At 60.5% G+C, this 25,019-nt stretch carries 23 protein-coding genes; 13 read left to right on the forward strand and 10 right to left on the reverse strand.

The genetic code is table 11. The annotated features are described in order from the left end of the window. Positions 1-152: 152 nt before the first annotated feature. The 5 genes from ACYZT5_RS09880 to ACYZT5_RS09900 all read right to left on the reverse strand — a co-directional run bounded on the left by ACYZT5_RS09880 (position 153) and on the right by ACYZT5_RS09900 (position 3,718). Complete coding sequence (locus ACYZT5_RS09880) at positions 153-1,091, reverse strand: quinoprotein relay system zinc metallohydrolase 1 (protein WP_462050926.1); 939 nt, start codon at positions 1,089-1,091, stop codon at positions 153-155. A gap of 16 nt (positions 1,092-1,107) precedes the next feature. Next, positions 1,108-1,869: a quinoprotein dehydrogenase-associated SoxYZ-like carrier gene (locus ACYZT5_RS09885; protein WP_462050927.1), complete on the reverse strand. Its 762-nt coding sequence runs from the start codon at positions 1,867-1,869 to the stop codon at positions 1,108-1,110. Beyond that, complete coding sequence (locus ACYZT5_RS09890) at positions 1,869-2,744, reverse strand: substrate-binding periplasmic protein (protein ID WP_462050928.1); 876 nt, start codon at positions 2,742-2,744, stop codon at positions 1,869-1,871. The genes ACYZT5_RS09885 and ACYZT5_RS09890 overlap by 1 nt, the downstream gene beginning before the upstream one ends. 3 nt (positions 2,745-2,747) lie before the next feature. Continuing rightward, the gene (gene pedF / locus ACYZT5_RS09895; protein ID WP_462050929.1) at positions 2,748-3,209 is read right to left on the reverse strand and encodes a cytochrome c-550 PedF; all 462 of its coding nucleotides are present in this window, start codon (positions 3,207-3,209) and stop codon (positions 2,748-2,750) included. 386 nt (positions 3,210-3,595) lie between these two features. Further along, positions 3,596-3,718: a hypothetical protein gene (locus ACYZT5_RS09900; RefSeq protein ID WP_462050930.1), complete on the reverse strand. Its 123-nt coding sequence runs from the start codon at positions 3,716-3,718 to the stop codon at positions 3,596-3,598. Positions 3,719-3,876: 158 nt separating this feature from the next. On the opposite strand from ACYZT5_RS09900, the gene ACYZT5_RS09905 reads away from it, so the two are divergent. The 6 genes from ACYZT5_RS09905 to ACYZT5_RS09930 all read left to right on the forward strand — a co-directional run bounded on the left by ACYZT5_RS09905 (position 3,877) and on the right by ACYZT5_RS09930 (position 9,076). Further along, positions 3,877-5,061, forward strand: a complete 1,185-nt coding sequence (locus ACYZT5_RS09905; RefSeq protein WP_462050931.1) for an ABC transporter substrate-binding protein — start codon at positions 3,877-3,879, stop codon at positions 5,059-5,061. Between the two features lie 38 nt (positions 5,062-5,099). Next, entirely contained in the window at positions 5,100-6,059 is a 960-nt protein-coding gene (locus tag ACYZT5_RS09910; RefSeq protein ID WP_462050932.1) for a YVTN family beta-propeller repeat protein, read from the forward strand. Next, on the forward strand, positions 6,056-6,787 hold the full coding sequence (locus ACYZT5_RS09915; protein WP_462050933.1) for an ABC transporter ATP-binding protein: 732 nt from the start codon (positions 6,056-6,058) through the stop codon (positions 6,785-6,787). The genes ACYZT5_RS09910 and ACYZT5_RS09915 overlap by 4 nt, the downstream gene beginning before the upstream one ends. Beyond that, positions 6,784-7,575: an ABC transporter permease gene (locus ACYZT5_RS09920; protein WP_462050934.1), complete on the forward strand. Its 792-nt coding sequence runs from the start codon at positions 6,784-6,786 to the stop codon at positions 7,573-7,575. Before ACYZT5_RS09915 ends, ACYZT5_RS09920 begins: the two co-directional genes overlap by 4 nt. A gap of 224 nt (positions 7,576-7,799) precedes the next feature. Beyond that, positions 7,800-8,357, forward strand: coding sequence for a PQQ-dependent catabolism-associated CXXCW motif protein (locus tag ACYZT5_RS09925; protein ID WP_462050935.1), 558 nt, complete (start codon positions 7,800-7,802; stop codon positions 8,355-8,357). Between the two features lie 56 nt (positions 8,358-8,413). Next, the gene (locus ACYZT5_RS09930; RefSeq protein WP_462050936.1) at positions 8,414-9,076 is read left to right on the forward strand and encodes a response regulator; all 663 of its coding nucleotides are present in this window, start codon (positions 8,414-8,416) and stop codon (positions 9,074-9,076) included. A gap of 118 nt (positions 9,077-9,194) precedes the next feature. Here the strand turns inward: ACYZT5_RS09930 and nahK are convergent, their stop codons facing one another. The 4 genes from nahK to ACYZT5_RS09950 all read right to left on the reverse strand — a co-directional run bounded on the left by nahK (position 9,195) and on the right by ACYZT5_RS09950 (position 15,411). Continuing rightward, the gene (nahK, locus tag ACYZT5_RS09935; protein WP_462052224.1) at positions 9,195-11,789 is read right to left on the reverse strand and encodes a hybrid sensor histidine kinase/response regulator NahK/ErcS'; all 2,595 of its coding nucleotides are present in this window, start codon (positions 11,787-11,789) and stop codon (positions 9,195-9,197) included. Then, entirely contained in the window at positions 11,758-12,921 is a 1,164-nt protein-coding gene (gene nosP / locus ACYZT5_RS09940) for a nitric oxide-sensing protein NosP (protein ID WP_462041583.1), read from the reverse strand. The genes nahK and nosP overlap by 32 nt, the downstream gene beginning before the upstream one ends. Positions 12,922-13,211: 290 nt before the next feature. After that, positions 13,212-14,396 (reverse strand): porin, encoded by a 1,185-nt coding sequence (locus ACYZT5_RS09945; RefSeq protein WP_462050937.1) that lies wholly within the window; start codon positions 14,394-14,396, stop codon positions 13,212-13,214. Positions 14,397-14,604: 208 nt separating this feature from the next. Next, on the reverse strand, positions 14,605-15,411 hold the full coding sequence (locus tag ACYZT5_RS09950; protein WP_462050938.1) for a sulfite exporter TauE/SafE family protein: 807 nt from the start codon (positions 15,409-15,411) through the stop codon (positions 14,605-14,607). A 163-nt stretch (positions 15,412-15,574) separates the two neighbouring features. Between ACYZT5_RS09950 and ACYZT5_RS09955 the strand changes: the two genes are divergently transcribed. Further along, positions 15,575-16,438, forward strand: coding sequence for an MBL fold metallo-hydrolase (locus ACYZT5_RS09955; RefSeq protein WP_462050939.1), 864 nt, complete (start codon positions 15,575-15,577; stop codon positions 16,436-16,438). A gap of 190 nt (positions 16,439-16,628) precedes the next feature. Then, entirely contained in the window at positions 16,629-17,990 is a 1,362-nt protein-coding gene (locus tag ACYZT5_RS09960; RefSeq protein WP_462047420.1) for an IS4 family transposase, read from the forward strand. Between the two features lie 37 nt (positions 17,991-18,027). Here ACYZT5_RS09960 and bkdR read toward each other — a convergent pair whose 3' ends face one another. After that, positions 18,028-18,516, reverse strand: coding sequence for a Bkd operon transcriptional regulator BkdR (bkdR, locus tag ACYZT5_RS09965; RefSeq protein ID WP_017339472.1), 489 nt, complete (start codon positions 18,514-18,516; stop codon positions 18,028-18,030). A gap of 185 nt (positions 18,517-18,701) precedes the next feature. Here bkdR and ACYZT5_RS09970 point away from each other — a divergent pair, with 185 nt between their 5' ends. The 5 genes from ACYZT5_RS09970 to ACYZT5_RS09990 all read left to right on the forward strand — a co-directional run bounded on the left by ACYZT5_RS09970 (position 18,702) and on the right by ACYZT5_RS09990 (position 24,920). Further along, the gene (locus tag ACYZT5_RS09970) at positions 18,702-19,937 is read left to right on the forward strand and encodes a thiamine pyrophosphate-dependent enzyme (RefSeq protein ID WP_462050940.1); all 1,236 of its coding nucleotides are present in this window, start codon (positions 18,702-18,704) and stop codon (positions 19,935-19,937) included. A 1-nt stretch (position 19,938) separates the two neighbouring features. Continuing rightward, the gene (locus tag ACYZT5_RS09975) at positions 19,939-20,997 is read left to right on the forward strand and encodes an alpha-ketoacid dehydrogenase subunit beta (RefSeq protein ID WP_462050941.1); all 1,059 of its coding nucleotides are present in this window, start codon (positions 19,939-19,941) and stop codon (positions 20,995-20,997) included. Then, positions 20,998-22,266: a dihydrolipoamide acetyltransferase family protein gene (locus tag ACYZT5_RS09980; protein ID WP_462050942.1), complete on the forward strand. Its 1,269-nt coding sequence runs from the start codon at positions 20,998-21,000 to the stop codon at positions 22,264-22,266. A gap of 18 nt (positions 22,267-22,284) precedes the next feature. Next, a complete protein-coding gene (gene lpdA / locus ACYZT5_RS09985) occupies positions 22,285-23,667 on the forward strand; it encodes a dihydrolipoyl dehydrogenase (RefSeq protein WP_462050943.1) in 1,383 nt (460 codons plus the stop codon). Between the two features lie 233 nt (positions 23,668-23,900). Continuing rightward, entirely contained in the window at positions 23,901-24,920 is a 1,020-nt protein-coding gene (locus ACYZT5_RS09990; RefSeq protein WP_462050944.1) for a branched-chain amino acid aminotransferase, read from the forward strand. The last annotated feature ends 99 nt before the right edge of the window (positions 24,921-25,019 follow it).

The raw sequence follows: 25,019 nt of genomic DNA on the forward strand, positions 1-25,019 counted from the left end.
TCCTTAGTAGCGGGTCAGAGGAGATGAACTTCTGATTTTGATCGTTCCCACGCTCTGCTTGGGAATGCAGCCCGGGACGCTCCGCGTCCCTTGCGGAGCCGAACGCGGAGCGTCCGTTGAGGCATTCCCACGCGGGAGCGTGGGAACGATCATCACTTGCTTGCGGCGGAATCGACACGGGTCATTTGTGCGCGCTCGTAGCGTGGGTACAGATGACTGATGCTGCGGATCAGCTCGTAATGACTTAGGCTGATGCCAGCGAAACGCTCGGGGATGGGGCTGCGGATCATTTCGGCCATGTCGCTGCCGTTGGCGGCGCCGTCGCGCATGAGCTGATCGAGCCAGGTGAGGTAGTCGCGCATCTGTTCGAACGGCTGTTGATCCGTGGCCACCGGCCCATGGCCGGGAACGATCAGCGTCCACGGCAAACCCTGCAGGGTCGCAATGTCCGCCAGCCACACCGACAGCCCCGGACTGTTGGGCGTGGTCAGCGCCCGTTGATAAAACACCAGATCCCCGGCAAACAGCACGCCGGTTTTCTGGTCGAGAATAGCCAGATCCGCGCCCGTGTGCCCACCCAGGCCCAGCAGACGTAGATCGTGATCCCCATAACTTCGCACGCTGGGTGTCAGGGTCTGGGTCGGCAACACCACTTCGGTGCCGCGCATCCAGTCACCCACCAGTCGATACAGGTTCTCGGCCATGGCATCGCCCTGCTGATGCAACAGCTCGGTGGTGCCGGCCAGCGCGCCGATCGGCACGTCACTGAAGGCCTGGTTGCCAAGCACATGATCAGGATGATGATGCGTCAGCAACACCTCAATCACCGGTTTATCGGTGGTCGCGGCAATCGCCTTGCGCATCGCTTCGCCGTAGCGTTTCGACGGCCCGGTATCGATCACCACCACGCCGCGCTCGGTGACGATGAACGCGGTATTGACGATGTTGCCGCCGTTGGCCTTGGCAAAATTGTCAGTACTGCCTTCCAGCAGCCAGGTGTCTTCGGCGATTTGCCGGGGCTTGAGTGAATACTCGAGATCGGCCAGGGCCGGCAGGCTCAGGCTTACAAACAACAGCAGCATCCAGCGCATCACGCGCTCCTTTAGGTCAGGGTATGGCCGCATCGAATTGATTGCCGCTGTTGTCCCGCAGTAACAGGCGCGTCTGCCCTGCTCCTTCGATGTCGAAGGCCAGGTTGGGGTTTTCGCTGACGGCGGGAAACAGCTCAAGACGGGCCAGCAGTTGATCGTTTTGATCCCGCAGTTCGGCATGGTTGATGAAGAACTCCGGGATGCCGTTGACCATGCCGTTATCCATTGGATGCGCCACCTGCAGGCGCACGCGACTGAATTCGCCACGGGGATAACGCCCGCCCAGCACTTCGCCGATGTGGTCTTCCCAGCCCGGCTGAGTACGCACCACACTCGGCGCCGTGCAGCCGCCGCCCGCCGCATCGATCAGGGTCGAGCCGACATGCCACAACCCGTCACGGGTCAGCACGGCCGCGCGCAATGGCGTGGCTTGCTCGATGCGGATGCGGATCGACAGCCAGGGCAGCACCCGGTCCAGCGGCTGGAAATCGACGATTTTTGGCAAGGGGTTGAGTTCGGCCCAGGCGAGGATTTTCACCACCTCGCCCTTGAACGCCCGGGCGTCGATTTCCAGCGGTACCTGCCGGGCATCTTCGGCGAACGGCGGCGCCAGCAGCTTGACCCGCTCGTCAAACACGAACGGCGCATCGCCGAGCAACTGCTTGTGATAGAAGGCCCACATCACCGAGGGCACAGGGTCTTTACCCGGATCGATATCCACGGCGTGCGCGGCCAAGGGTAACCAGCAGGCCAACAGACAACCCGCTCGCCAGCTCACTATTGATACATCTCGGGCACGTCATAGCGCAGGCCGTAATGACCATAAATGGTTTTGACTGCGCCCTCGCGAATCAAGGTTTCCAGCGCCTCTTCCACTGCATAGGCCAACTGACGATTACTTTCATGCACCGCCATGCCGATCTCCCAGAGCTGCTTGCCCATGTTCGGGTAGGCGTTTTCCGCCAGCGCCACTTGCGGGTCCGCCGCTTCATGCACTTGCCAGTCAATCTCGCCACGCATGGCCATCACCGCGTCGACTTCACCGGCCTTCATAGCAGCGAAAGCCTGTGCCACACCAGGGTAGTGATGGGTTTTGCCAGCGAGCATGCCGCTGAATACCGAAGTCAGGTAGAACGACGGCACACTGTCGACTTCGACGCCGATCGGGTGGTGCTCGAACACCGCAACGCTGCCCACCTTGTCCAGTCGGCGACGGTCGAAGGCAACCTGCCATTGTTCGTTCTGGTACGGCCCGAACATCACCACATGGCCGTTTTCCAACTCACCCAGTTCATTGCGTTTCTGCGCGTAATCGCGATCGTACGGCACGCGCATCATCAGGTCGGCCAGTTGCAGATCGTGCAACTGACTGGCACGCCAGATGTAATCGCGCAGGTCGTCATCGAGCTTCTCGCCGGCGGGCGCCCACATCAACGTCAGGCGCACGCCGAGGGCCCTCGCCAACGCCTCGGCGAGTTCAACATCAACGCCACGCGCCTGGCCGGCGTCTTCAAAACTGTAGGGGGCAAAGTCCTTGTAGACCGCCACTTTCAGCTCCCCGGCGGCGATCATTTCGTCATAGGTTCGAACCTGCGCCTGCACTGCCTGGCAGCACAGCAACACAGCGCTGATCAACACAGTAAGCAGGCGCATGGATTACTCCTCGACGTGAACGCTGTCCAGGTAAGTGCGCACCGCCCACAACGCTTCCTGGCTCAGGTAGTCGGCCATCTTCGGCATGTAGACCCGGCCGTCACGCACGGCACCGTGGCGCACGCGTTCGACGAACCATTCATCACCCGCTTCGGCGACATCCAGCATGCGCAGATCGGGGGCGATGCCGCCGGATTTGGCTTCCAGGCCATGACAGGCCGCGCAGTTCTGGTTGTAGGCCGAAGAACCGATTTCCACGGCCTTATCGTGTTCCGGGGAGGTGCGATACGGGTTCACCGCCGCCCACCCATCGCCATCAACCTGTACGCCAGCGTCTTTGATCGGGGTCAGTCCCGGGGTGGCGACAGCCTGAGGTACCACGTTGCCGTGGGCCCAGACGGAACCTGCGCTGATAAAACCGGCCAGCAGCCCGGCAACGAGTAAGGCGTTGCGTTTTGTTGTCATTGTTATGCCCTCTTGATTGCACGCAAAACCTCTTTGAAGAGGCTATGGCACCCATCTTAGGAAGGGCTTCGCGCAAGCCACATGCTGCTTTGGTGGCCGCCGTCTAGTTCCTTGGTAGTAGGGCTTGTGGCCGTACGGGAAGTACTCCCGGCACCATGCGATTTTTCAGGAAGCAAACATGGAGGGTTGCAGCGGTTGCCCGACGACTTGGGACAAGTGAGCTTGTTGCCCCACCACCGATCGTTCCCACGCTCTGCGTGGGAATGCCTCAACGGACGCTCCGCGTTCGGCTCTGGAAGGGACGCGGAGCGTCCCGAGCTGCATTCCCACGCAGAGCGTGGGAATGATCATCGAAAGTCAGGTGATTGGAGTGGCGGATGGCACGCCTAGCGCCCCGCAGGCGCGGGCAAGATCACCAACGGCGCGGGGCGCGGACCGTGGAGCTTGTCGACACCGATCAGGGTCAGGATCAGCAACAACGGCAGGAGCAGCGCTTTGAGAACACGCATGATGGATCTCCTCCAGAGTGATGGCCGTTATTGTCCATGCTAAAACCGCGCCGCCCCGGGCGAGTTACTACCTTGGTACTGGCTCACTGGTACTTTCTGCATATTTCCTTCTGCCTCGCAGCGTTCCTATGCTGGCGCTACCTGTAATGGAGTGCCCTATGCGCCAGCTTGCCCCTTACGCCCTGATCTACCTGTTGGCGATTGCCTGCGCCGCCGGGGTGGCGACCCAGAGCCAGGCCGCCGACGCGCCGTTGCAGGTGCAGATTGGCTACCTGGGCTATCGCCCCGACCCGGGCCCGTTGCTGTCGAACATCATTCCCGAGCCAGTCGATGCCGGGCTGCGTGGCGCCGAACTGGCGATCACTGACAGCAACAGCACCGGGCGCTTCCTGAACCAGAGCTACAGCCTGGTCAGCGCCAACGTCGACAATCCGGATGCCCTGGTCGAAGCGGCCAAGGCCCAACATGAACAAGGTCTGCGCCTGTTTGTGGTGAACGCACCGGTGGAGAGCCTACGCCGGCTCAGCGCGGTGTTACCCGACAGCTTGCTGTTCAACGCCGGCAGCCCGGATGACAGCCTGCGCAGCACCGATTGCCTGCCGAACGTGCTGCACAGCCTGCCGAGTCGGGCGATGCTCGCCGATGCGCTGGCGCAGTTTCTGGTGGTGCGCAAATGGCAACGGGCGCTACTGATCGTCGGCCCGACCCCGGACGATCAAGCCTATGCCGCCGCCCTGCGCCGCGCCGCCAAACGCTTCGGGTTAAAACTGGTCGCGGAAAAAGCCTGGAGTTTCGACAACGATCAGCGTCGCAGCGCCCAGGCGGACATGCCGCTGTTCACCCAGACCGCCGAGTACGACGTGGTGCTGGTGGCGGATGAACGCGGTGATTTCGGCGAATACGTGCCCTATCAGACCTGGTACCCACGGCCGGTCGCCGGCACTCAGGGCCTGACCCCGGCGGGCTGGCACAAAACCGTGGAAACCTACGGCGCCGCCCAGTTGCAGAAACGCTTCGAAGCCATGGCCGGGCGCTGGATGAACGACCGGGATTTCGCCGCCTGGATCGCCGTGCGCAGCATCGCCAGTGCGGTGAGCAAGTTGCGTCAGACCGATCCGATGGCGATCCGTACGCTTGAAATCAGCGATCAATTGCCGCTGGACGGTTTCAAGGGTCGCAAGCTCAGTTATCGGCCATGGAACGGTCAGTTGCGCCAACCGATTCCCATCGTCCAACCCCGCGCGCTGGTCAGCACTTCGCCGCAGGACGGTTTCCTGCACCCCTTTAACGAAATGGACAGCCTGGGCTACGACAAGCCCGAGGTCAGCTGCAGCTTTCCCTGATCCCACCTCCACAACAATGACAGCAAAAGGAATCCGCCATGCGCCGCACCCTGCTCTCTTGCGCACTGCTGCTTGCCGCCGGGCACGCCGCGGCCAGCACCGCCTGGGTCTCCAATGAAAAGGACAACAGCCTGAGCCTGATCGACTTGCAGACCCTGCAAGTCACCGACACCCTGCCCGTCGGCCAGCGCCCACGCGGTCTGCTGCTGTCCCACGACAATAAGCTGCTGTACATCTGCGCCAGTGACTCGGACCGGGTCCAGGTGATGGACGTCGCCACGCGCAAGATCATCAAGGAGCTGCCCTCGGGCAAAGATCCTGAGCAATTCGCCCTGCACCCCAACAATCGCTGGCTGTACGTTTCCAACGAAGACGATGCGCTGGTGACGGTGATCGACACCGAAACCTCCAAGGTGCTGAGCCAGATCAACGTCGGCGTCGAACCCGAAGGCATGGCCGTCAGCCCCGACGGCAAGTGGGCGGTGAACACCAGCGAAACCACCAACATGCTGCACTGGATCGACACCAGCACCCAGACGCTGGCCGACAGCACCCTGGTGGATCAGCGACCGCGCTTCGTTGAGTTCACGCCCGATGGCTCGAAGCTCTGGGCCTCGGCGGAAATCGGCGGCACGGTGACGATTCTCGACGTCGCGACCCGCAAGATCCTCAAGACCCTGACCTTCCAGATCAAGGGCGTGCACCCGGATAAGGTTCAACCGGTGGGCATCAAACTCAGCGCCGACGGCAAGTACGGTTTCATCGCCCTCGGCCCGGCCAATCATGTGGCGGTGATCGACGCCAAGACCTTCGAGATTCTTGATTATCTGTTGGTCGGGCGACGGGTCTGGCAGATGTCGTTCACCCCGGATCAACGGCAATTGCTGGCCACCAACGGTGTCAGCGGCGATGTGTCGGTGATTGATGTCGACAGCCTCAAGGTCACTAAATCGATCAAAGTCGGGCGCTATCCGTGGGGCGTGGTGGTGACCCCATGAACGCACTGGAAGTCAGCGACCTGACCTTCGCCTATGGCGCGCGCGAGGCGTTGCGTCAGGTGAGTTTCAACCTGGCACCCGGGCGTTTCGCGGCGCTGCTCGGGCCGAACGGCGCGGGTAAATCGACGCTGATCGCCCTGCTCACCCGGCTCTACGATGTGCAGCGCGGTGACATCCGCGTCGGCGGTTGTTCGCTGCGTAACGCGGCGCGTCCGGCGCTCAAGCAACTGGGTGTGGTGTTTCAGCAAAGCACCCTGGACCTGGACCTCAGCGTCGAACAGAACCTGCGTTATCACGCCGCACTGCATGGGATGTCCCGGCGCCAGACCGGAACCCGGGTCGACGCCGAACTGGCCCGCCAGGCGCTGACCGAACGCCGTCGCGAGCGGGTCCGTGAACTCAATGGCGGCCACCGTCGTCGGGTGGAAATCGCCCGCGCCTTGCTGCATGAACCGCGCCTGCTGCTGCTCGACGAGGCCAGCGTCGGCCTCGACCCGGCCAGTCGGCTGGCGCTCAATCAACACATCCGCAGCTTGTGCCGCGAGCAGAACATCAGCGTGCTTTGGACCACTCACTTACTCGATGAAGTACAGCCGAGCGACGACTTGTTGATCCTTCATCAGGGCCGGTTGGTCGCCAGCGGACAAGCCGACGTCCTGAGCCTGGAGCACGGTGGTGACCTGGGTTCGGCCTTCACTCGACTGACGACTTCAGGAGCCGCCCAATGAATGCCTACTGGCAATGTTTCAGCGGCATCGTGCTGCGTGAATGGCTGCGCTTTGTGTTGCAGCGCACGCGGTTTCTCAGTGCGCTGGTCCGACCGTTGCTGTGGCTGCTGGTGTTCGCCGCCGGTTTTCGCGCCGCACTCGGGATCGCGATCATCGAGCCCTATGACACCTACATTCCGTATGAGGTGTACATCATCCCTGGCCTTGCCTGCATGATCCTGCTGTTCAACGGCATGCAAGGTTCGTTGTCGATGGTCTACGACCGGGAAATGGGCAGCATGCGCGTGCTGCTGACCAGCCCCCTGCCCCGAACCTTCCTGTTGTGCAGCAAGTTATTGGCCACCTCGCTGATCTCGCTGTTGCAGGTGTATGCCTTTCTGGCGATTGCCTGGGTGTACGGCGTGCAGCCACCGGCCATGGGCTTGTTGATTGCCTTGCCAGCGTTGTTGCTGGTGGCGTTGATGCTCAGCGCACTGGGCTTGTTGCTGTCCAACGCTATCCGTCAGCTGGAGAACTTTGCCGGGGTGATGAATTTCGTGATCTTCCCGCTGTTTTTCCTGTCGTCGGCGCTGTACCCACTGTGGAAAATGCGCGAGTCCAGCGAGTGGCTGTACGGGTTGTGCGCGCTGAACCCGTTCACCCATGCGGTGGAGCTGGTGCGGTTTGCCTTGTATGAACGCTTCAATCCGTTAGCGTTGGTGGTATGCGTAGGGCTGACACTGGTGTTTTCACTGCTGGCCGTACTCACCTTCAACCCGCAGCACGCCGCCTTGCGCAAATCCAGCTGATGATGATCGTTCCCACGCTCCGCGTGGGAATGCAGCCCGGGACGCTCCGCGTCCCAGAGCGGACGCAGAGCGTCCGGTGAGGCATTCCCACGCAGAGCGTGGGAACGATCAACCAGCAATCAGGTGAAATTACTACTTTAGTACTGCTTTACCTGTCTATCGTCGCATTCCCAATGCACCGAGACTGGCATGTAATGGGTTCATAACTATAAGGATTGAACCCCATGCCGCGTGCCCGACGTCGTCTGCTGCGCCCTTCTCTCGCTGCGCTATCGCTGAGCCTGTTGCTGGGCGTCGCGCAGGCCGAAACACCGCTGTTCTCAGCCGACGGCTATCGCATCGGCCTCTACCGCAGCCCGCCCCCGAATCAAGTACAGGGCGCCGGCATCATCGATACCGCGGCCCTGCAAACCTTGCTGACCCAGACGCCGCGCCCGGTGCTGATCGACGTCTACCGCCGGCAATGGCTGCAAGGACGGTTCATTGAGGACCAGCCCCACGAAAACCTGCCCGGCAGCCATTGGCTGGCCAATACCGGCGACGGTGACCTGACGCCCGATTGGCAGGACTATTTTGCGCGTAAGCTGAACACATTGACCGATGGCGATCTCGCGCAACCGCTGGTCTTCTACTGCCGCTCCGATTGCTGGCTGAGTTGGAACGCCGTGAAACGCGCCGCCGCCATGGGCTATAAGACGCTGTACTGGTATCGCGACGGCCTGGACGCCTGGCAGGCAGCCAACCTGCCCGTAACGCCGGCCCAGCCCGAGCCCTTTCCCTGATCTTTACGCGTGCGCGTTGTTGCCACACCCTAATCAAAATAATGAGGTGAAAGGCTATGTACAAAATTCTGATTGCCGACGATCACCCGCTGTTTCGCGAAGCCATTCATAACGTCATCAGCGATGGTTTTCCCGGCAGCGAGGTGATGGAAACCGCTGACCTGGACAGCGCCCTGCTGCTGACTCAGGAACACGACGACCTGGACCTGATCCTGCTCGACCTGAACATGCCCGGCATGCACGGCCTCAATGGCCTGATCAACCTGCGCAACGAGGCGCCGACCATTCCGGTGGTGATCGTCTCGGCCGAACAGGACAAACAAGTCGTGCTGCAAGCCATCACCTATGGCGCGGTGGGTTTCATCACCAAATCCTCGCCACGGGTGCAGATGACCGAGGCCATCCAGCAGATCCTCAACGGCAATGTCTACTTGCCGCCGGACATCATCCGCACGCAAAAATGCGGCTCAAGGCGCATGAACGATGCCCCGAGTTTTCCGCCGGAACTGCTCCAGGCCTTGACCCGCAAGCAATTGCTGGTGCTCGAACGCATGACCAAGGGCGAGTCGAACAAACAGATCGCCTACACCCTGGAAATCGCCGAAACCACGGTCAAGGCCCACGTCTCGGCGATCCTGCGCAAACTCAACGTGCACAATCGGGTGCAGGCAATTTTGAGTGCAGGCGACATTGATTTCGGGTCGTATTTGCGGCGCTGAAGGCTGATCGTTCCCACGCGCAGCAAAGGAATGCAGCCAGGGACGCTCTGCGTCCCAAGAGCGGACGCAGAGCGTCCGGTGAGGCATTCCCACGCAGAGCGTGGGAACGATCCTGGGCTCAAGGCCTACCGAGCAAGTGACTCATCGCCGTCTTCAGCTTCATCGGCCGCACCGGCTTGTGCATCAGGGTATGCCCCAGTTCGCGAATCTGCTGTTTGAGTTCGTTGCTGTAATTGGCGGTGATCATCATCGCCGGAATGGCCGAACCGCGACGGGCGTTGATCCGGGCCACGGCATCGACGCCGTTCTGATCGTCATCCAGGTGATAGTCCGCGATCAGCAAGTCTGCTTCTTCGTGATAGTTGTCCACTTGCCGCGCCAGGTCCTCCTCGGACAGCGCCGTGACCACCAGACACCCCCACCCTTCAAGCAGCGTGCGCATGCCGGCGCAAATGGCCGCGTCGTTATCCAGCACCCACACCCGCGCACCACGCAGACGTTCAAGCATCGGTTCACTCATCAGCAGGCTCGGCAGCGCCTTGGGTGCCGTAGCACTCAACGGCACTTCGACGGAGAACATCGAGCCATTGCCCGGCCACGAACGCACGTGAATGCGATGACCGAGAATCCCGGCGATTTTTTCGACGATCGCCAGGCCCAGACCTAACCCGCGATCCTGATCAGGGCGCTGCACATCACCGCGCTTGAACTCCTGAAAAATCTCTTCCAGACGGTTTTCGGCAATGCCCATGCCGCTGTCCCAGACCTCGATCGACAGGCGCTGGTGATGACGCCGGCAACCGAGCACCACACGACCGCTGTAGGTGTAGCGAATGGCGTTGCTCAACAGATTTCGAAGGATTCGCGCCAGCAACTGAATGTCACTGCGCACCAGAGCGGAACAGGGGATGAAATGCAGTTCCAGGCCTTCACTGCGAGCCACCTGGGTGTACTCGGCCGCGAGGTTTTCCAGCAATTCGCTCAGGGCAAACGGCGCAATGTCGGCCTTGATCACCCCGGCATCCAGTTTGGAGATGTCCACCAGAGTGCCCAACAGGTTTTCCACGTCTTCCAGGGAATTGCTGACGTTACGCACCAAAATCGCATTGGCCACCGGTTCGCGTCGTTCCAGCAAAGCGCTGGTAAACAGCCGCGCGGCGTTCAGCGGCTGCAGCAGGTCGTGACTGACGGCGGCGAGAAACTTGGTCTTGGACAGGTTGGCCTGCTCGGCCTCGAGTTTGGCTTCGCGCAGGCGAGACTCCGCTCGCCGACGCTCGTCGATCTCGCGCAGCAATTGGTCATTGAGCGTCGTCAGTTCCGCCGTCCGCTCGCGCACCCGCAACTCAAGATTCTGATAAGCCTGGTGCAGCGCCTCGGCGGTGCGGCGGCGCTCGGTGATGTCGCGGATCAACACGAAAATCCCCACCACTTCCCCGGTGGCCAGGCGATTGGGTACGTAGGAGCGCAGCATGTAGCGCTCCTGGTTGTTGATGTTGGTTTCGGCGAACTCGAACGTCACGCTCTCACCGGCCAACGCCCGAGCCACATAGGCTTCCAGACGCTGGTAATGCTGTTCGCTGTGGACTTCGCGCAGGCTCTGCCCAAGCATCACGCCCCGAGGCCAGCAGTACCATTCTTCATACACCTTGTTGGTGAACTCGTAGACCAGGTCGGCATTCAGGTAGGCAATCAGCGCCGGCACATGGTCGGTGATCAGGCGAATCCAGCGCTCGCTTTCGCTCAGCGCTTCGGCGTGTTGGTAGCGTTCGGTGATGTCGGTGAAGGTGTTGACGAAACCGCCGGTGGGCAAGGGATGGGTGCGGATTTCCAACACCCGGCCATCGTAAAGGCGCTGCTCGCATTCCTGCACGTGCCTCCCGTTCAGATCACGACTGGCCGGCGTCAGCAAGTGCAACTCGCTGTCGGCGATCACCTCGGCGAACGGACGATGGGCCGCCACCGGCGCCAGGCCGCTCAGTTCGAGGAAACGCCGGTTCCACAGTTCCAGAATGCCCTCGGCGTTGACCATGGCCACCCCTTGGGAAAGGTTGTCGACCGCCCGTTGCAACAGATGCGATTTCTGCGCCACCGCCTGCTCGCGGCGCACGGTTTCGCTTAGTTTGACGTCGGTAATGTCGGTGAACAGGATCACCCGTCCGCCCTCTTGGGTGGGTCGTTCGCTGACTTGCAACCAGCGACCGTCCTGTAGGCGATAAAGCAGATTTTCGTCGGCATGCCCGCGCGGTTCCTCGGTGAACAGCCCCGTGGCGGACATCAGCCGCTTGACCTCGGCCAGGCGCATGCCGGCGTTGATCCGCACCCGGCTGTTGCCCCAGAAAGCCTTGAAGCGACTGTTGAACAGCACGATCCGCTGGTCCGCATCGAACAGCACGAACGCGTCGGAAATGCTCTCGATGGCATCGATCAAATGCTGATGCGCGGTTTCCGCGCGCAGGCGTGCTTCGCTGAGCAAGTGATTGCCTGACTTGAGTTCAGCCATGGCCTGGTTCAAGGCGTCGGTGCGTTCACGCACCTGTTCGGCCAGCACCACCGAATGCTGGAACGCCGCGTACGGGTCGTTGCCGCGAGTGATGCCGGACTCGATCCGCTCGATCAGCGCGCCATTGATGCGTTGCAGTTTGTGGTTGTCGCGCTGCAGGCTGGCGATCTGTGCCTGAAGCTCAGCGGTGTCCAGGGGACCGGCCTCGGGCAATGGCAACCCCGGTGAAGGTCTGGTTGATGTGCATGCCATTGAACTGTTCTCCGTAGGTGTTGAAACCCATCACCCGTTGGTCACGCAAAAAAGCCCCTATCTGCTCCAGACTGCCGCCGTCTTCCAGTTCCAGACGCCTGAGAAAGCAGTCGCAGCCGATGGTCAGCAGCAGATCGCCGAGGCGCTCCTGCAACCCTTCAAACAGCGTTTGCAGATTCGGCAGCATCGGGCCTGGCGTCATGACCGTGAGGACGATGCCGTTTTCCACCGCGCAGTAGAAACTCAGGCTCAGGTCCGGATGAACCTGCTGGATCGCCCGCACGTAATACTGATCATTGATCCGTACGGCCAAGGGGTGCGCGGCGAAGATCCGATGATCGAGTTCCGCTACCGGCACACCGATGTGCCGGGCGTACTCCTCGGCGGCCGGCTCGGCATTGAGTTCAAAGACCCGGCGCGAGGCGCTGTCGGCGCCGGTGACCACCAGTTTTTCCGCCCTCGGCAAGATGTGGTGAGTGGTGAACACCTCGAAATCCAGCCAGGTGTTGACCAGCACCACCACCGCCGCGCCGCTGTGGAACTCGCCATTAAAATAGACGTGGGTGTGGGTCAGGTAATTGTCGTCGCCCGCCGAACCGCCAAAATGCGGGATGTCACCCAACGCCGCACTCAGGGCCGCGAGGACCATTTCTTCACGGCTGGACAAACCATCGAGCAGGGTCAGCGCAAAGCTGTTGCCCTTGATCGGTGCCTGGGTGTTGCTGCGACAGCCACTGACCAGTCGCTCGACCATTTGCTGGGCGTCGATCAGGCTGAAACGCTCCATCTCGGAGATCAGTTCGGCGTCGATGGAAAAATGCCGATGGTCGAAGCCCACCGCCGTCACGCAGTTGCGACCATAGCCCAACGGCGTGATTTCCCCGGCGCTGGTGCAACCCACCAGGCGAATGCCACCGAAGCTCTGTTGCAAGGCCTGACCCAGCGCCTGCAAGTCGTACTCGGCGGAACAGAAGAACAGCACGAACCCCAGATGCGGGTGCAACAACTGCCGCGCCAACGCCTGGGCAACCTCCTGGGCATCGGTGGCCTGGGACATTGCACTGACAACACCTTCGTTCTGGACCTGCTGCATCGTCGCCTCCCGCAGGTGCGCATGTATGAGGCACGAGTGTACGAAGCCTGTGAGCTGCGACGTATGCTACTTGGGTAGCGGGTAGCCGCTTCGATGGGATGAGAGTCGAACGGTATCTTCAACACACCGCAGGCCCCTGTAGGAGCAAGGCTTGCCCGCGAAGAGGCCGTCACTTTCAACATTAATGTCGACTGATACACCGCTTTCGCGGGCAAGCCTTGCTCCTACAGGGGATCTGCGTGGTGGCGAATCTCGCCGCGATGCGCGCAGCGAGGGTCGCCACCAAAGGCTTACCAGGTCAGCACCGCCCCCACCGCAAAGGTGTCGGTGTCTTCGTTCTGGTCGCTGGTGTCGTGGCCGTTGATTGCGAACTGGTTGTACTCGGCCACCAGTTTGAGGTTGTCGTTGACGTCATGGAACAGCGCAATGCCGCGCGTCTCGTAGTCTGCGCCGCTGCCGACCACGCCATTGCCGTCGTCGTTGGTCTTGCCATACGACAAGGCCAGTCGGTTCTTGCCGAGTTTGTAGGAGCCCTGCAGCAGGTATCCGTCACTGTCGACGTTGCGCAGGGTCGGTTCACCGGCATTGTTGGTGAAGAACGGGTTGATGCCCTTGGCCTGGAAGCCGGAGCCGGTAAGCGACAGCCCACCCATCTTCGCTTGCACACCGTAGCCGACACCTTTGGAGGTGACGGACTGCACAGTGGAATCGGTATTGTCGGAAGTCTGATAGCTGCCGTTGACCCAGCTGTAAATCTTCGCCCCGGCCACGTCGAACTGATAGGTGATCTCGCTCTCGGTGCGCGGGTTCTCCTGATAGGCCTTGCCTAGTGGACTGCTGTCGTTGGTGTCCACCGGGTCCATGATCCCGACCGCCACCCGCAAGCCCTCCATCACCGGCGTGCGATAGGTTATCTGCGACGTAGGAAACGGGTACGGATAACCCGTGCCGATATTGCCGAACGACACCCCGCCACCGTCCACCAACCCCAGGGAATCACTGACCTGGCCGTAACCGGCAAGCATTTCATCCAGCAGAATGTTGGAGCGGGCAAACAGGCCAAAGTCCTTGCCGATCAACACCTCACCCCACTCAGGATTGGCCACGGTACCGTAGAACTGCCGCACGTCGATGGCAGTGTCGGTGCCGTTGGTTTCGCTGTCGTTGATGGTCACCCAGAAGGAGGTCCGGGCACCGAGCTTGAGGTCATCGATCTGCTTGCTCATGTTGAAGCCCAGGTAGTTGGGCAGAAAGCCCATTTTGACCCGCGCCTGGCGCCGGTCGAATTGGTCGCCGGCACGGTCCACATCGCTGTTCACATAGAAGGCGTTGATGTAGCCATCGGTGGAAAACGTGGTCTGGTCCTTGTCGTACAGCATGATCTCGGCTTCGGCCATCGAGCTCAAACCGAGGGTCGACAGGCTGGCGATGAAGGCAGGCAAGAAACGATGCTTGATGTTCTTATTGTTGTGCATGACGCGCTCCGCAGCGGGGGACTGGATGTCGGAGGCGATTATCGAAAGCTGACCGGCGGCGTCATACGCTGCCTTGGAGGCGGTTTTGAAGTGCTTTGGAGTGGCAGGTTTAGCGCGGCAAGTTCGGTGTAAGACCGCGCGTCGGCAGGCCCGGAACTTAGGGTGTACACCTGTAGAACGGACTGGCGTCCACAAGCACCGGTACTTGCTAGACGCCCGCTCTAAACAGCATGTAAGCGGCGACCACGACACAGATGCTGGCGAAGCCGATCTGCAATCCCCGGGCCGGTACTCGCGCGCAAAGCCTACGGCCAATGATCATGCCAACGATGCTCGCGACGATAAATGCCACGCCCACACCGTCAATTCGCACCCCGGCCTGAAACGCGCCGATCACGCCGATGGCGGAAATAAGGCTGATCACCATCAAGGAGGTGGCGACGATTCCGCGCATCTGCACATCGGTCAGCTGCTTGAACGCCGGAACGATCAAGAAGCCACCGCCCACCCCAAGCAGCCCGGAGACAACCCCGGTCACCGCGCCCAGTGCCGCGAGGGTCGCGGTGCACTTGGCGGTCCAGGAAAAGCGCCCGGTCTGCTGATCGAGCATGCAGTTTTTCTGGCCCCAGTTGGCGTGGCCGTGGTCGTTTGGACCTTCGTTCTGGCGCTCACGACGCAGCATCCGCCAGGCCACCATGACCATCAGCAGACTGAACAGAATCATCAGGATTTTTTCCGGCAACTGATGGGCAAAGTAGATGCCGACTGGTGAAAAAATCGCCCCCAGTAATGCGATCAGCATCGCGGCGCGATAGCGCACCAGACCATGACGCAAACCATCGATAGCCCCGACCGCCGCTGCACTGCCCACCGCAAACAGCGCGACCGGCGCGGCCTGGGTCATGGTCAAACCCAACCCCAGCACCAGGGCCGGCACCGCAAGAATCCCACCACCGGCGCCGGTCAATCCCAGGACCAGCCCCATCACCACCCCAAAAAAACTTGCCAACAACATAAAACGCTCGTGATCCGCGGAAAAAAGCCGGGAACGCCCGGTACCGATGACAGACAGGATAGAGCCCGAACGGATTTTTTTCTTACTTTGAATTGACTCGGGGCTGGTCAGCGTAGGGAAAATGAATCTACCCTCAACACTTGTTCAGAATGAAACGGCCACCATGCCTGCCTTGATTGAAGCCTTCCTCGACCCTGCCTCGTCAACCTACAGTTATGTGATTTACGAGCACGATGGGGGTCAGTGCGCGATCGTCGACCCGGTGCTGGATTACGACGCCGCCGCCGGGCGAACCGCTACCACCCAGGCTGACCGGGTGATCGCCTTCGTGCGCGAACACCACTTGCAGGTGCAATGGTTGCTGGAAACCCACGCCCATGCCGATCACCTGTCCGCTGCGATTTACCTGCGTCGGGAGTTGGGTGGAAAGATCGCGATTGGTCAGTCGATCAGCAAGGTTCAAGGGGTGTTCAAAAGCCTGTTCAACCTAGAGCCGGAATTTCGTATCGACGGTTCGCAATTCGATCATCTGTTCGCGCCGGACGAGTCGTTCATGATCGGCAACCTCAAGGCCACGGCCCTGCATGTTCCCGGGCACACGCCAGCGGACATGGCCTATCTGATCGACAGCGATGTGATTCTGGTGGGCGATACGCTGTTCATGCCGGACGTGGGCACTGCTCGTTGCGATTTTCCCGGCGGCAACGCCAATCAGATGTTCGCCTCGACTCGCAAACTGCTGGCCTTCCCTGCCAGCGTCCGGCTCTACGTCTGCCACGATTACCCGCCCGAGGGCCGCGAACCTCAGTGCATGAGCACGGTGGGCGAGCAGCGCAAAAGCAACATTCACATCCATGACGGTATCGACGAAGCCGCGTTCGTCGCCATGCGCACCCAGCGTGATGCGGGGCTGGGCATGCCGACGCTGTTGCTGCCCGCGATTCAGGTGAATGTGCGGGCGGGGAATTTGCCGCCGGCCGAAGGCAATGGCGTCACCTACCTGAAAATCCCCCTGAATAAACTCTAACGTTTGATCGTTCCCACGCTCCGCGTGGGAATGCATCCCGTGACGCTCTGCGTCACATCCGAAGCGGAACGCGGAGCGTCCCTGGCGGCATTCCCACGCGGAGCGCTCATCGTTCTACATAACTCTGTTTTCAAGTATTTTTGAAACTCGAAGAAATGGAGAACGAAGATTGAATTGGGCACAGGACGAAATGAAAACCGCCGACTTGGGTGATGGCCGTTTAAATGCCAGGCTCGCCAGCTTTTTAGGACGCCTAGCCGATCATCCCGGCAACAGCATCCCGACCGCTTGTCGAGGGCTGGCAGAAACCACGGCGGCCTATCGATTTCTTGATAATGAGAAAGTCACGTTCCAGAAGGTGTTGCGGCCCCATCAGGACGCGACCCTGCAACGGATGCAAAGCAGTCCCGTGGTGCTGTTGGCGCAAGACACGACCGAGATGGACAAATGGGTCAATCTCGGTCCCAAAGGGATGGGCACGATCAAGGCGCAGAAGAAGTTTTCTCGACGTCTGCACCCAACCATTGCCTTTACCCCCGAACGTATTTGTCTGGGTGTCGTCGATGCTCAGTGGTGGAGCCGCGATAAACCGAGCCCCCGCCATGAGCGCCGAGATAAAGGGATTGATGAGAAAGAGAGTCAGCGCTGGATTGACAGTTATCAAACCAGTTGCGCGATTCAGGGGCAGCTACCGCAGACCCTGGTGGTCAACCTCGCCGATGCTGAGGGCGATCTGTACGAATGGTTTGTTGATCATCAAGAGTTCAGTCCAGACACCCGGGCCCAATGGATCGTGCGGGCGGCTCAAGACAGGCGCTTGCTGGGGGCTGACAACGGGAAGTTGTGGTCGGCACTGGATCAGGCACCGTCCTTGGGAACACTCAAGGTTGAAGTCAAAGCTCGTCCCCAGCGCCCCGCCCGACTGGCTGATGTCACCTTGCGCGCGGCAACCGTGACCCTGCGTGCCCCCGACAGGCCGGGTTATAAATTGCCCAGCGTCTCGATCAATGCTGTGTTGGCCCGTGAAGAAAACGCCATAGACGGTGTTGAACCTCTGGAGTGGCTGCTGCTGACCAGTCTGCCGGTCACTAGCCTGGAGCAGGCGAGCACCGTGGTTGAGTGGTACGGGGTACGCTGGTCTATCGAAGTGTTTTTCAATGTGCTGAAGAATGGTTGTCAGGTCAGTCGATTGCAGCTGGAGACCGAGGAACGGTTGTTGCCCTGCATTGGTTTGTACCTGATCACGACCTGGCGTGTGCTGTACAGCCTGATGCTGGGACGTGCTTGTCCCGATCTAAGCTGCGAGATGGTGTTTGAGGCTTCGGAGTGGAAAGCAGCCTATATCGTGGTCAAACGGTGCCAACCGCCCACTGCGCCCCCTTCTTTAGGAGAAATGGTTTTACTGGTCACGAGCCTGGGAGGCTACTTGGGGCGTAAAAATGACGGACCTCCCGGCCCCAAGGCCATGTGGATAGGGATGCAACGAATACGTGAGTTTGTTATCGCATTAGACGCCCAGCGTGCGCTCATCGAGAGTTGTGTAGAACGATGAGCGCGGAGCGTGGGAACGATCAACGGGGGATTTGGGTTTAGTTGGCGAGGGTCAACCCATTCGCCGGCAGCGGCAGCGCGGTCTTATAGCGCACCTGCTTGAGCGCAAAGCTCGAACGGATGTTCGCGACCCCGGGCACTTTGGTCAAAAAATCCATCATGAAGCGCTCAAGCGACTGAATCGTCGGCACCAGCACCCGGATCAAATAGTCCGGGTCGCCGGCCATCAAATAGCACTCCATCACTTCCGGGCGATCCGAGATCGCCTCTTCAAAATGCTGCAGCGCCTCCTCCACCTGTTTCTCCAGGCTCACATGAATGAACACATTCACGTGCAGCCCCAACAGGTCGGCATCCAGCAGCGTCACTTGCTCGCGAATCAACCCCAATTCTTCCATCGCCTTGACCCGGTTGAAACACGGCGTCGGCGACAGATTGACCGAGCGTGCGAGGTCGGCGTTGGTGATGCGCGCGTTCTCCTGAAGGCTGTTCAAAATGCCGATATCGGTACGGTCCAGTTTGCGCATGAGACAAAACCACCTGTTTTTTATGTTTATGCAGATTTTTTATCCTCAAATGACTCGAAGCGCAACGAAACAGAGAGAAATATTCTTCTTGGCCCGGCCTATGATTGTTGTAGGACAAGAATTCTTTTATCGAAGAATGACGGTCAGCTCACTACAAGAAATTCACAAGATCGAGCGTAGAAGCCATGAACCAAGCGTACGAACCGCTACGTCTGCACGTTCCCGAACCTTCGGGCCGCCCCGGCTGCAAAACCGACTTCTCCTACCTGCGTCTGACCGACGCCGGCACGGTGCGCAAACCCCCAATCGATGTTGAACCGGCCGACACCGCTGATCTGGCCAAGGGCCTGATTCGCGTGCTCGACGACGAAGGCAACGCCCTCGGTCCGTGGGGCGAAGGCGTACCGGTCGAGATCCTGCGTAAAGGCATGCGCGCCATGCTCAAGACGCGGATTTTCGACAACCGCATGGTGGTTGCCCAGCGTCAGAAAAAAATGTCGTTCTACATGCAAAGCCTTGGCGAAGAAGCCATCGGCAGCGCTCAGGCCCTGGCCTTGAACATCGACGACATGTGCTTCCCAACCTACCGTCAGCAAAGCATTCTGATGGCGCGCGAAGTGCCGCTGGTGGACCTGATCTGCCAATTGCTGTCCAACGAGCGCGATCCGCTCAAGGGCCGTCAGCTGCCGATCATGTACTCGGTCAAAGACGCCGGCTTCTTCACCATTTCCGGCAACCTCGCCACCCAATTCGTACAAGGCGTGGGCTGGGGCATGGCCTCGGCGATCAAGGGCGACACCAAAATCGCCTCGGCCTGGATCGGCGACGGCGCCACCGCTGAATCCGACTTCCACACTGCCCTCACCTTCGCCCACGTTTACCGTGCGCCGGTGATCCTCAATGTGGTCAACAACCAGTGGGCGATCTCCACGTTCCAGGCGATTGCCGGTGGTGAAGCCACTACGTTTGCCGGACGTGGCGTCGGTTGCGGCATTGCCTCCCTGCGGGTCGATGGCAACGATTTCGTCGCGGTCTACGCCGCCTCTGCCTGGGCCGCCGAACGCGCACGCCGCAACCTCGGCCCGACCATGATCGAATGGGTCACCTACCGCGCCGGCCCGCACTCGACTTCCGATGATCCGTCCAAATACCGTCCTGCCGACGACTGGAGCTACTTCCCGTTGGGCGACCCGATTGCGCGCCTCAAGCAGCACCTGGTGAAAATCGGTCAGTGGTCCGAAGAGGAACACGTCGCCGTCAGCGCCGAGCTGGAAGCCGAAGTGATCGCCGCGCAGAAAGAAGCCGAACAGTACGGCACCCTCGCCGGCGGCCAGATTCCAAGCGCCGCGACCATGTTCGAAGACGTCTACAAAGAGATGCCGGAGCACTTGAAGCGCCAGCGTCAAGAGTTGGGGATCTGACATGAACGACCACAACAATAATATCGAGCTGGAAACCGCCATGACCACCACCACCATGACCATGATCCAGGCCCTGCGCTCGGCCATGGATGTGATGCTTGAGCGTGACGACAACGTCGTGGTGTTCGGCCAGGACGTCGGCTACTTCGGCGGCGTGTTCCGTTGCACCGAAGGTCTGCAGAACAAGTACGGCACCTCCCGGGTGTTCGACGCACCAATCTCGGAAAGCGGCATAGTCGGCGTCGCAGTGGGCATGGGCGCTTACGGTCTGCGGCCAGTGGCCGAGATCCAGTTCGCCGATTACGTTTACCCGGCGTCGGACCAGATCATTTCCGAAGCCGCGCGCCTGCGTTATCGCTCGGCCGGCGAGTTCACCGCCCCAATGACTTTGCGCATGCCTTGCGGCGGCGGCATCTACGGCGGCCAGACTCACAGCCAGAGCATCGAGGCGATGTTCACCCAGGTCTGCGGTTTGCGCACGGTCATGCCGTCCAATCCTTACGACGCCAAAGGCCTGCTGATCGCCTCCATCGAAAACGATGACCCGGTGATCTTCCTCGAGCCAAAACGCCTGTACAACGGTCCGTTCGACGGTCACCACGATCGCCCGGTAACCCCGTGGTCGAAACACCCGGCCGCGCAAGTGCCGGACGGTTACTACACCGTGCCGCTGGACGTGGCCGCCATCGCGCGTCCCGGCAAGGACGTGACCATCCTGACTTACGGCACCACCGTTTATGTGTCGCAAGTCGCGGCTGAAGAAACCGGCATCGACGCTGAAGTCATCGACCTGCGCAGCCTGTGGCCGCTCGACCTGGAGACCATCGTCAAGTCGGTGAAGAAAACCGGCCGCTGCGTGATCGTTCACGAAGCGACCCGTACTTGCGGTTTCGGTGCCGAACTGGTCGCCCTGGTGCAAGAGCACTGCTTCCACTACCTGGAAGCGCCTATCGAGCGCGTCACCGGTTGGGACACTCCCTACCCGCACGCACAAGAGTGGGCGTATTTCCCTGGTCCGTCCCGAGTGGGCGCGGCTTTGCATCGGGTTATGGAGGTCTGAATGGGCACGCACGTTATTAAGATGCCGGACATTGGTGAAGGCATTGCAGAAGTTGAATTGTCGGTATGGCACGTCAAAGTCGGCGACATGGTCGTCGAAGATCAGGTGCTGGCCGATGTGATGACCGACAAGGCGATGGTCGACATTCCGTCACCGGTTCACGGCAAGGTGATCGCGCTGGGCGGTGTGCCGGGCGAAGTCATGGCCGTCGGCAGCATCCTGATCAGCATTGAAGTCGAAGGCGCAGGCAACGTTAAAGAGTCCGCTCAACCGGCAGCCGTTAAAGAAGCGCCGGTTGTTGCGCCGAAAGTTGAAGCTGCTGTAATCAGCAAACCGGTTGCCGCGCCTCGTCCGGCTGCCGTTTGCCAAGGTCCGATGGTCGCTCGCGAGGCCGATGAGCGCCCGCTGGCCTCCCCGGCCGTGCGCAAACATGCGCTGGACCTCGGTATTCAATTGCGTCTGGTGCGTGGCACCGGCCCTGCCGGTCGGGTGCTGCACGAAGACCTCGATGTCTATCTGGCCCAGGGTCAACAACCGCAATCGACCGTTGCCGCCGCTTACGCCCAGCGTAACGACGAAGAACAAATCCCGGTGATCGGCATGCGCCGTAAGATCGCCCAGCGCATGCAGGACGCCACTCAGCGCGCCGCGCACTTCAGCTATGTCGAAGAAATCGACGTTACCGCCGTGGAAGAACTGCGCGCGCACCTGAACGAAAAACACGGCGCGACCCGTGGCAAGTTGACTTTGCTGCCGTTCCTGGTCCGCGCGCTGGTCGTCGCCCTGCGCGATTTCCCGCAGATCAACGCCCGTTACGACGACGAAGCCCAGGTCGTCACCCGCCTCGGCGCGGTACACGTGGGCATCGCCACGCAAGCCGACATCGGTTTGATGGTGCCGGTAGTACGTCACGCCGAAGCCCGCAGCTTGTGGGACAGCGCGACCGAAATCTCCCGTTTGGCCAGCGCTGCCCGAAATGGCAAGGCCAGCCGCGATGAATTGTCCGGCTCGAGCATCACCCTGACCAGCCTCGGCGCCTTGGGCGGGATTGTCAGCACGCCGGTGCTGAACCTGCCGGAAGTGGCGATCGTCGGCGTCAACAAAATCGTCGAACGCCCGATGGTGGTCAAAGGCCAGATCGTGATTCGCAAGATGATGAACCTCTCCAGCTCCTTCGATCACCGCGTGGTCGATGGCATGGACGCGGCGCAATTCATCCAGGCCATTCGCGGCTTGCTCGAACAACCCGCCACGCTGTTTGTGGAATAAGCATTTGTGGAGCAAGGCATGCAAACTCTGAACACCACGCTGCTGATCATCGGCGGCGGCCCTGGCGGTTATGTGACGGCGATCCGTGCCGGTCAGTTGGGCATTTCGACCATTCTGGTGGAAGGCGAATCACTGGGCGGTACGTGCCTGAACATCGGCTGCATTCCGTCGAAGGCGTTGATTCACGTTGCTGAACAGTTCCACCAGACGCAGCACCACAGCCAGCATTCGGCGCTGGGCATCAGCGTGTCGGCGCCGACCCTGGACATCGGCAAAAGCGTCGAGTGGAAGGACGGCATCGTTGATCGCCTGACCACCGGCGTTTCGGCGCTGATGAAGAAGCACAAGATCCAGGTCATAAAAGGCTGGGCGAAAGTCATCGACGGCAAGACCGTCGACGTCGGCGACACACGCATTCAGTGCGAGCACCTGGTGCTGGCCACCGGTTCGAAAAGCGTGAACCTGCCGATGTTGCCGATTGGCGGGCCGATCATCTCCTCCACCGAAGCCCTGGCGCCGACCTCCGTGCCGAAACGGCTGATCGTGGTCGGTGGCGGTTACATCGGTCTGGAGCTGGGGATTGCCTATCGCAAGCTCGGCGCCGACGTCAGCGTGGTCGAGGCTCAGGATCGTATCCTGCCGGCCTACGATGCCGAACTGACCCAGCCTGTACACGACGAACTGAAAAAGCTCGGCGTGAAGCTTTACTTGAAGCGCAGCGTGCAAGGCTTTGATTCAGCTAGCAATACACTGCAAGTGCTTGACCCGAATGGCGACACCCTAAACCTGGAAACCGATCAGGTACTGGTGGCCGTCGGTCGCAAACCGAACACTCAGGGCTGGAACCTTGAAGCGCTGAACCTGGACATGAACGGCTCGGCGATCAAGATCGACAACCGCTGCCAGACCAGCATGCGCAACGTGTATGCCATCGGCGACCTGAGCGGCGAACCGATGCTCGCCCACCGAGCCATGGCTCAGGGCGAAATGGTTGCAGAACTGATCAGCGGTAAATCCCGCGAGTTCAACCCGACTGCCATTGCCGCCGTGTGCTTTACCGACCCGGAACTGGTGGTGGTCGGCAAGACCCCGGACGACGTCAAGGCTGCGGGTCTGGACTGCATCGTGTCGAGTTTCCCGTTCGCCGCCAATGGCCGGGCGATGACGCTGGAATCCAAAAGCGGCTTCGTGCGCGTCGTGGCGCGGCGTGACAATCATGTGATTGTCGGCTGGCAGGCAGTCGGTGTGGGCGTGTCGGAATTGTCGACCGCGTTCGGTCAGAGCCTGGAAATGGGCGCCCGGCTGGAAGACATTGCCGGCACCATCCACGCGCATCCGACGCTGGGTGAGGCGGTGCAGGAAGCGGCGTTGCGTGCCCTCGGTCACGCGTTGCACTTGTAAAACCGGACGCATGATCGTTCCCACGCTCTGCGTGGGAATGCAGCCCGGGACGCTCCGCGTCCCAAGCGGACGCAGAGCGTCCATTGAGGCATTCCCACGCAGAGCGTGGGAACGATCAAAGGAACGCATTCCGGGCTGCGAAATAGCTGCGGAATGAAGTATTGTTGTCCCCATCCAGAAAAACGTCAGAAGCCTTGAACCGTTTCGGCGGTTGTTAAGTGATAGAGGGTGTCATGGGTAACGAAAGCATCAATTGGGACAAGTTGGGTTTTGACTACATCAAGACAGATAAGCGCTATCTGTCGCACTGGCGTAATGGCGAGTGGGACACAGGCACCCTGACCGAAGACAATGTGCTGCACATCAGCGAAGGCTCCACTGCCCTTCACTATGGCCAGCAATGCTTCGAAGGCCTGAAGGCCTATCGTTGCAAGGACGGTTCGATCAACCTGTTCCGCCCGGATCAGAACGCCGCACGCATGCAACGCAGCTGCGCGCGCCTGCTGATGCCACAGGTGTCCACCGAGCAATTCATCGAAGCGTGCAAGGAAGTGGTCCGCGCCAACGAGCGTTTCATCCCGCCTTACGGCACCGGCGGCGCGCTGTACCTGCGTCCGTTCGTGATCGGCGTGGGTGACAACATCGGCGTGCGCACTGCGCCCGAGTTCATCTTCTCGATCTTCTGCATCCCGGTCGGCGCCTACTTCAAGGGCGGCCTGACTCCGCACAACTTCCTGATCTCCAGCTACGACCGCGCCGCCCCACAAGGCACCGGTGCGGCCAAGGTCGGTGGCAACTACGCGGCCAGCCTGATGCCAGGTTCCCAGGCCAAGAAAGCCCACTTCGCCGACTGCATCTATCTGGACCCGATGACCCACACGAAAATCGAAGAAGTCGGTTCGGCCAACTTCTTCGGGATCACCCACGACAACAAGTTCGTCACCCCGAACTCGCCGTCGGTACTGCCGGGTATTACCCGTCTGTCGTTGATCGAGCTGGCAAAATCGCGTCTGGGCCTGGAAGTGGTTGAAGGTGACGTGTTCATCGACAAGCTGTCCGACTTCAAGGAAGCCGGCGCTTGCGGTACTGCCGCGGTGATCACACCGATCGGCGGCATCAGCTACAACGACAAACTGCACGTGTTCCACAGCGAAACCGACGTCGGCCCGGTCACCCAGAAACTCTACAAAGAGCTGACCGGTGTACAGACTGGCGATATCGAAGCGCCAGCGGGCTGGATCGTCAAGGTTTGATCCAGCGCCTGAAGCACTAAAAAAACCCACCCTTCGCGAATGCGTCGGGTGGGTTTTTTATTGGCCGGTCGATTTCAACACCGGTCACCTGTAGGCGAA

The sequence above is a fragment of the Pseudomonas sp. LB3P14 genome, assembly GCF_054898045.1.

What these genes read in the sequence shown, in the direction of transcription:
- ACYZT5_RS09990 (WP_462050944.1), top strand. Translation starts at nt 23,901, where the DNA reads ATGGGTAACGAAAGCATCAATTGGGACAAGTTGGGTTTTGACTACATC.
- lpdA (WP_462050943.1), top strand. Translation starts at nt 22,285, where the DNA reads ATGCAAACTCTGAACACCACGCTGCTGATCATCGGCGGCGGCCCTGGC.
- ACYZT5_RS09945 (WP_462050937.1), bottom strand. Translation starts at nt 14,396, where the DNA reads ATGCACAACAATAAGAACATCAAGCATCGTTTCTTGCCTGCCTTCATC.
- ACYZT5_RS09955 (WP_462050939.1), top strand. Translation starts at nt 15,575, where the DNA reads ATGCCTGCCTTGATTGAAGCCTTCCTCGACCCTGCCTCGTCAACCTAC.
- bkdR (WP_017339472.1), bottom strand. Translation starts at nt 18,516, where the DNA reads ATGCGCAAACTGGACCGTACCGATATCGGCATTTTGAACAGCCTTCAG.
- pedF (WP_462050929.1), bottom strand. Translation starts at nt 3,209, where the DNA reads ATGACAACAAAACGCAACGCCTTACTCGTTGCCGGGCTGCTGGCCGGT.
- nosP (WP_462041583.1), bottom strand. Translation starts at nt 12,921, where the DNA reads ATGCAGCAGGTCCAGAACGAAGGTGTTGTCAGTGCAATGTCCCAGGCC.
- ACYZT5_RS09920 (WP_462050934.1), top strand. Translation starts at nt 6,784, where the DNA reads ATGAATGCCTACTGGCAATGTTTCAGCGGCATCGTGCTGCGTGAATGG.
- ACYZT5_RS09925 (WP_462050935.1), top strand. Translation starts at nt 7,800, where the DNA reads ATGCCGCGTGCCCGACGTCGTCTGCTGCGCCCTTCTCTCGCTGCGCTA.
- ACYZT5_RS09880 (WP_462050926.1), bottom strand. Translation starts at nt 1,091, where the DNA reads ATGCGCTGGATGCTGCTGTTGTTTGTAAGCCTGAGCCTGCCGGCCCTG.
- ACYZT5_RS09930 (WP_462050936.1), top strand. Translation starts at nt 8,414, where the DNA reads ATGTACAAAATTCTGATTGCCGACGATCACCCGCTGTTTCGCGAAGCC.
- ACYZT5_RS09900 (WP_462050930.1), bottom strand. Translation starts at nt 3,718, where the DNA reads ATGCGTGTTCTCAAAGCGCTGCTCCTGCCGTTGTTGCTGATCCTGACC.
- ACYZT5_RS09910 (WP_462050932.1), top strand. Translation starts at nt 5,100, where the DNA reads ATGCGCCGCACCCTGCTCTCTTGCGCACTGCTGCTTGCCGCCGGGCAC.
- ACYZT5_RS09950 (WP_462050938.1), bottom strand. Translation starts at nt 15,411, where the DNA reads ATGTTGTTGGCAAGTTTTTTTGGGGTGGTGATGGGGCTGGTCCTGGGA.
- ACYZT5_RS09975 (WP_462050941.1), top strand. Translation starts at nt 19,939, where the DNA reads ATGAACGACCACAACAATAATATCGAGCTGGAAACCGCCATGACCACC.
- ACYZT5_RS09915 (WP_462050933.1), top strand. Translation starts at nt 6,056, where the DNA reads ATGAACGCACTGGAAGTCAGCGACCTGACCTTCGCCTATGGCGCGCGC.
- ACYZT5_RS09890 (WP_462050928.1), bottom strand. Translation starts at nt 2,744, where the DNA reads ATGCGCCTGCTTACTGTGTTGATCAGCGCTGTGTTGCTGTGCTGCCAG.
- ACYZT5_RS09980 (WP_462050942.1), top strand. Translation starts at nt 20,998, where the DNA reads ATGGGCACGCACGTTATTAAGATGCCGGACATTGGTGAAGGCATTGCA.
- ACYZT5_RS09960 (WP_462047420.1), top strand. Translation starts at nt 16,629, where the DNA reads ATGAAAACCGCCGACTTGGGTGATGGCCGTTTAAATGCCAGGCTCGCC.
- ACYZT5_RS09905 (WP_462050931.1), top strand. Translation starts at nt 3,877, where the DNA reads ATGCGCCAGCTTGCCCCTTACGCCCTGATCTACCTGTTGGCGATTGCC.
- ACYZT5_RS09970 (WP_462050940.1), top strand. Translation starts at nt 18,702, where the DNA reads ATGAACCAAGCGTACGAACCGCTACGTCTGCACGTTCCCGAACCTTCG.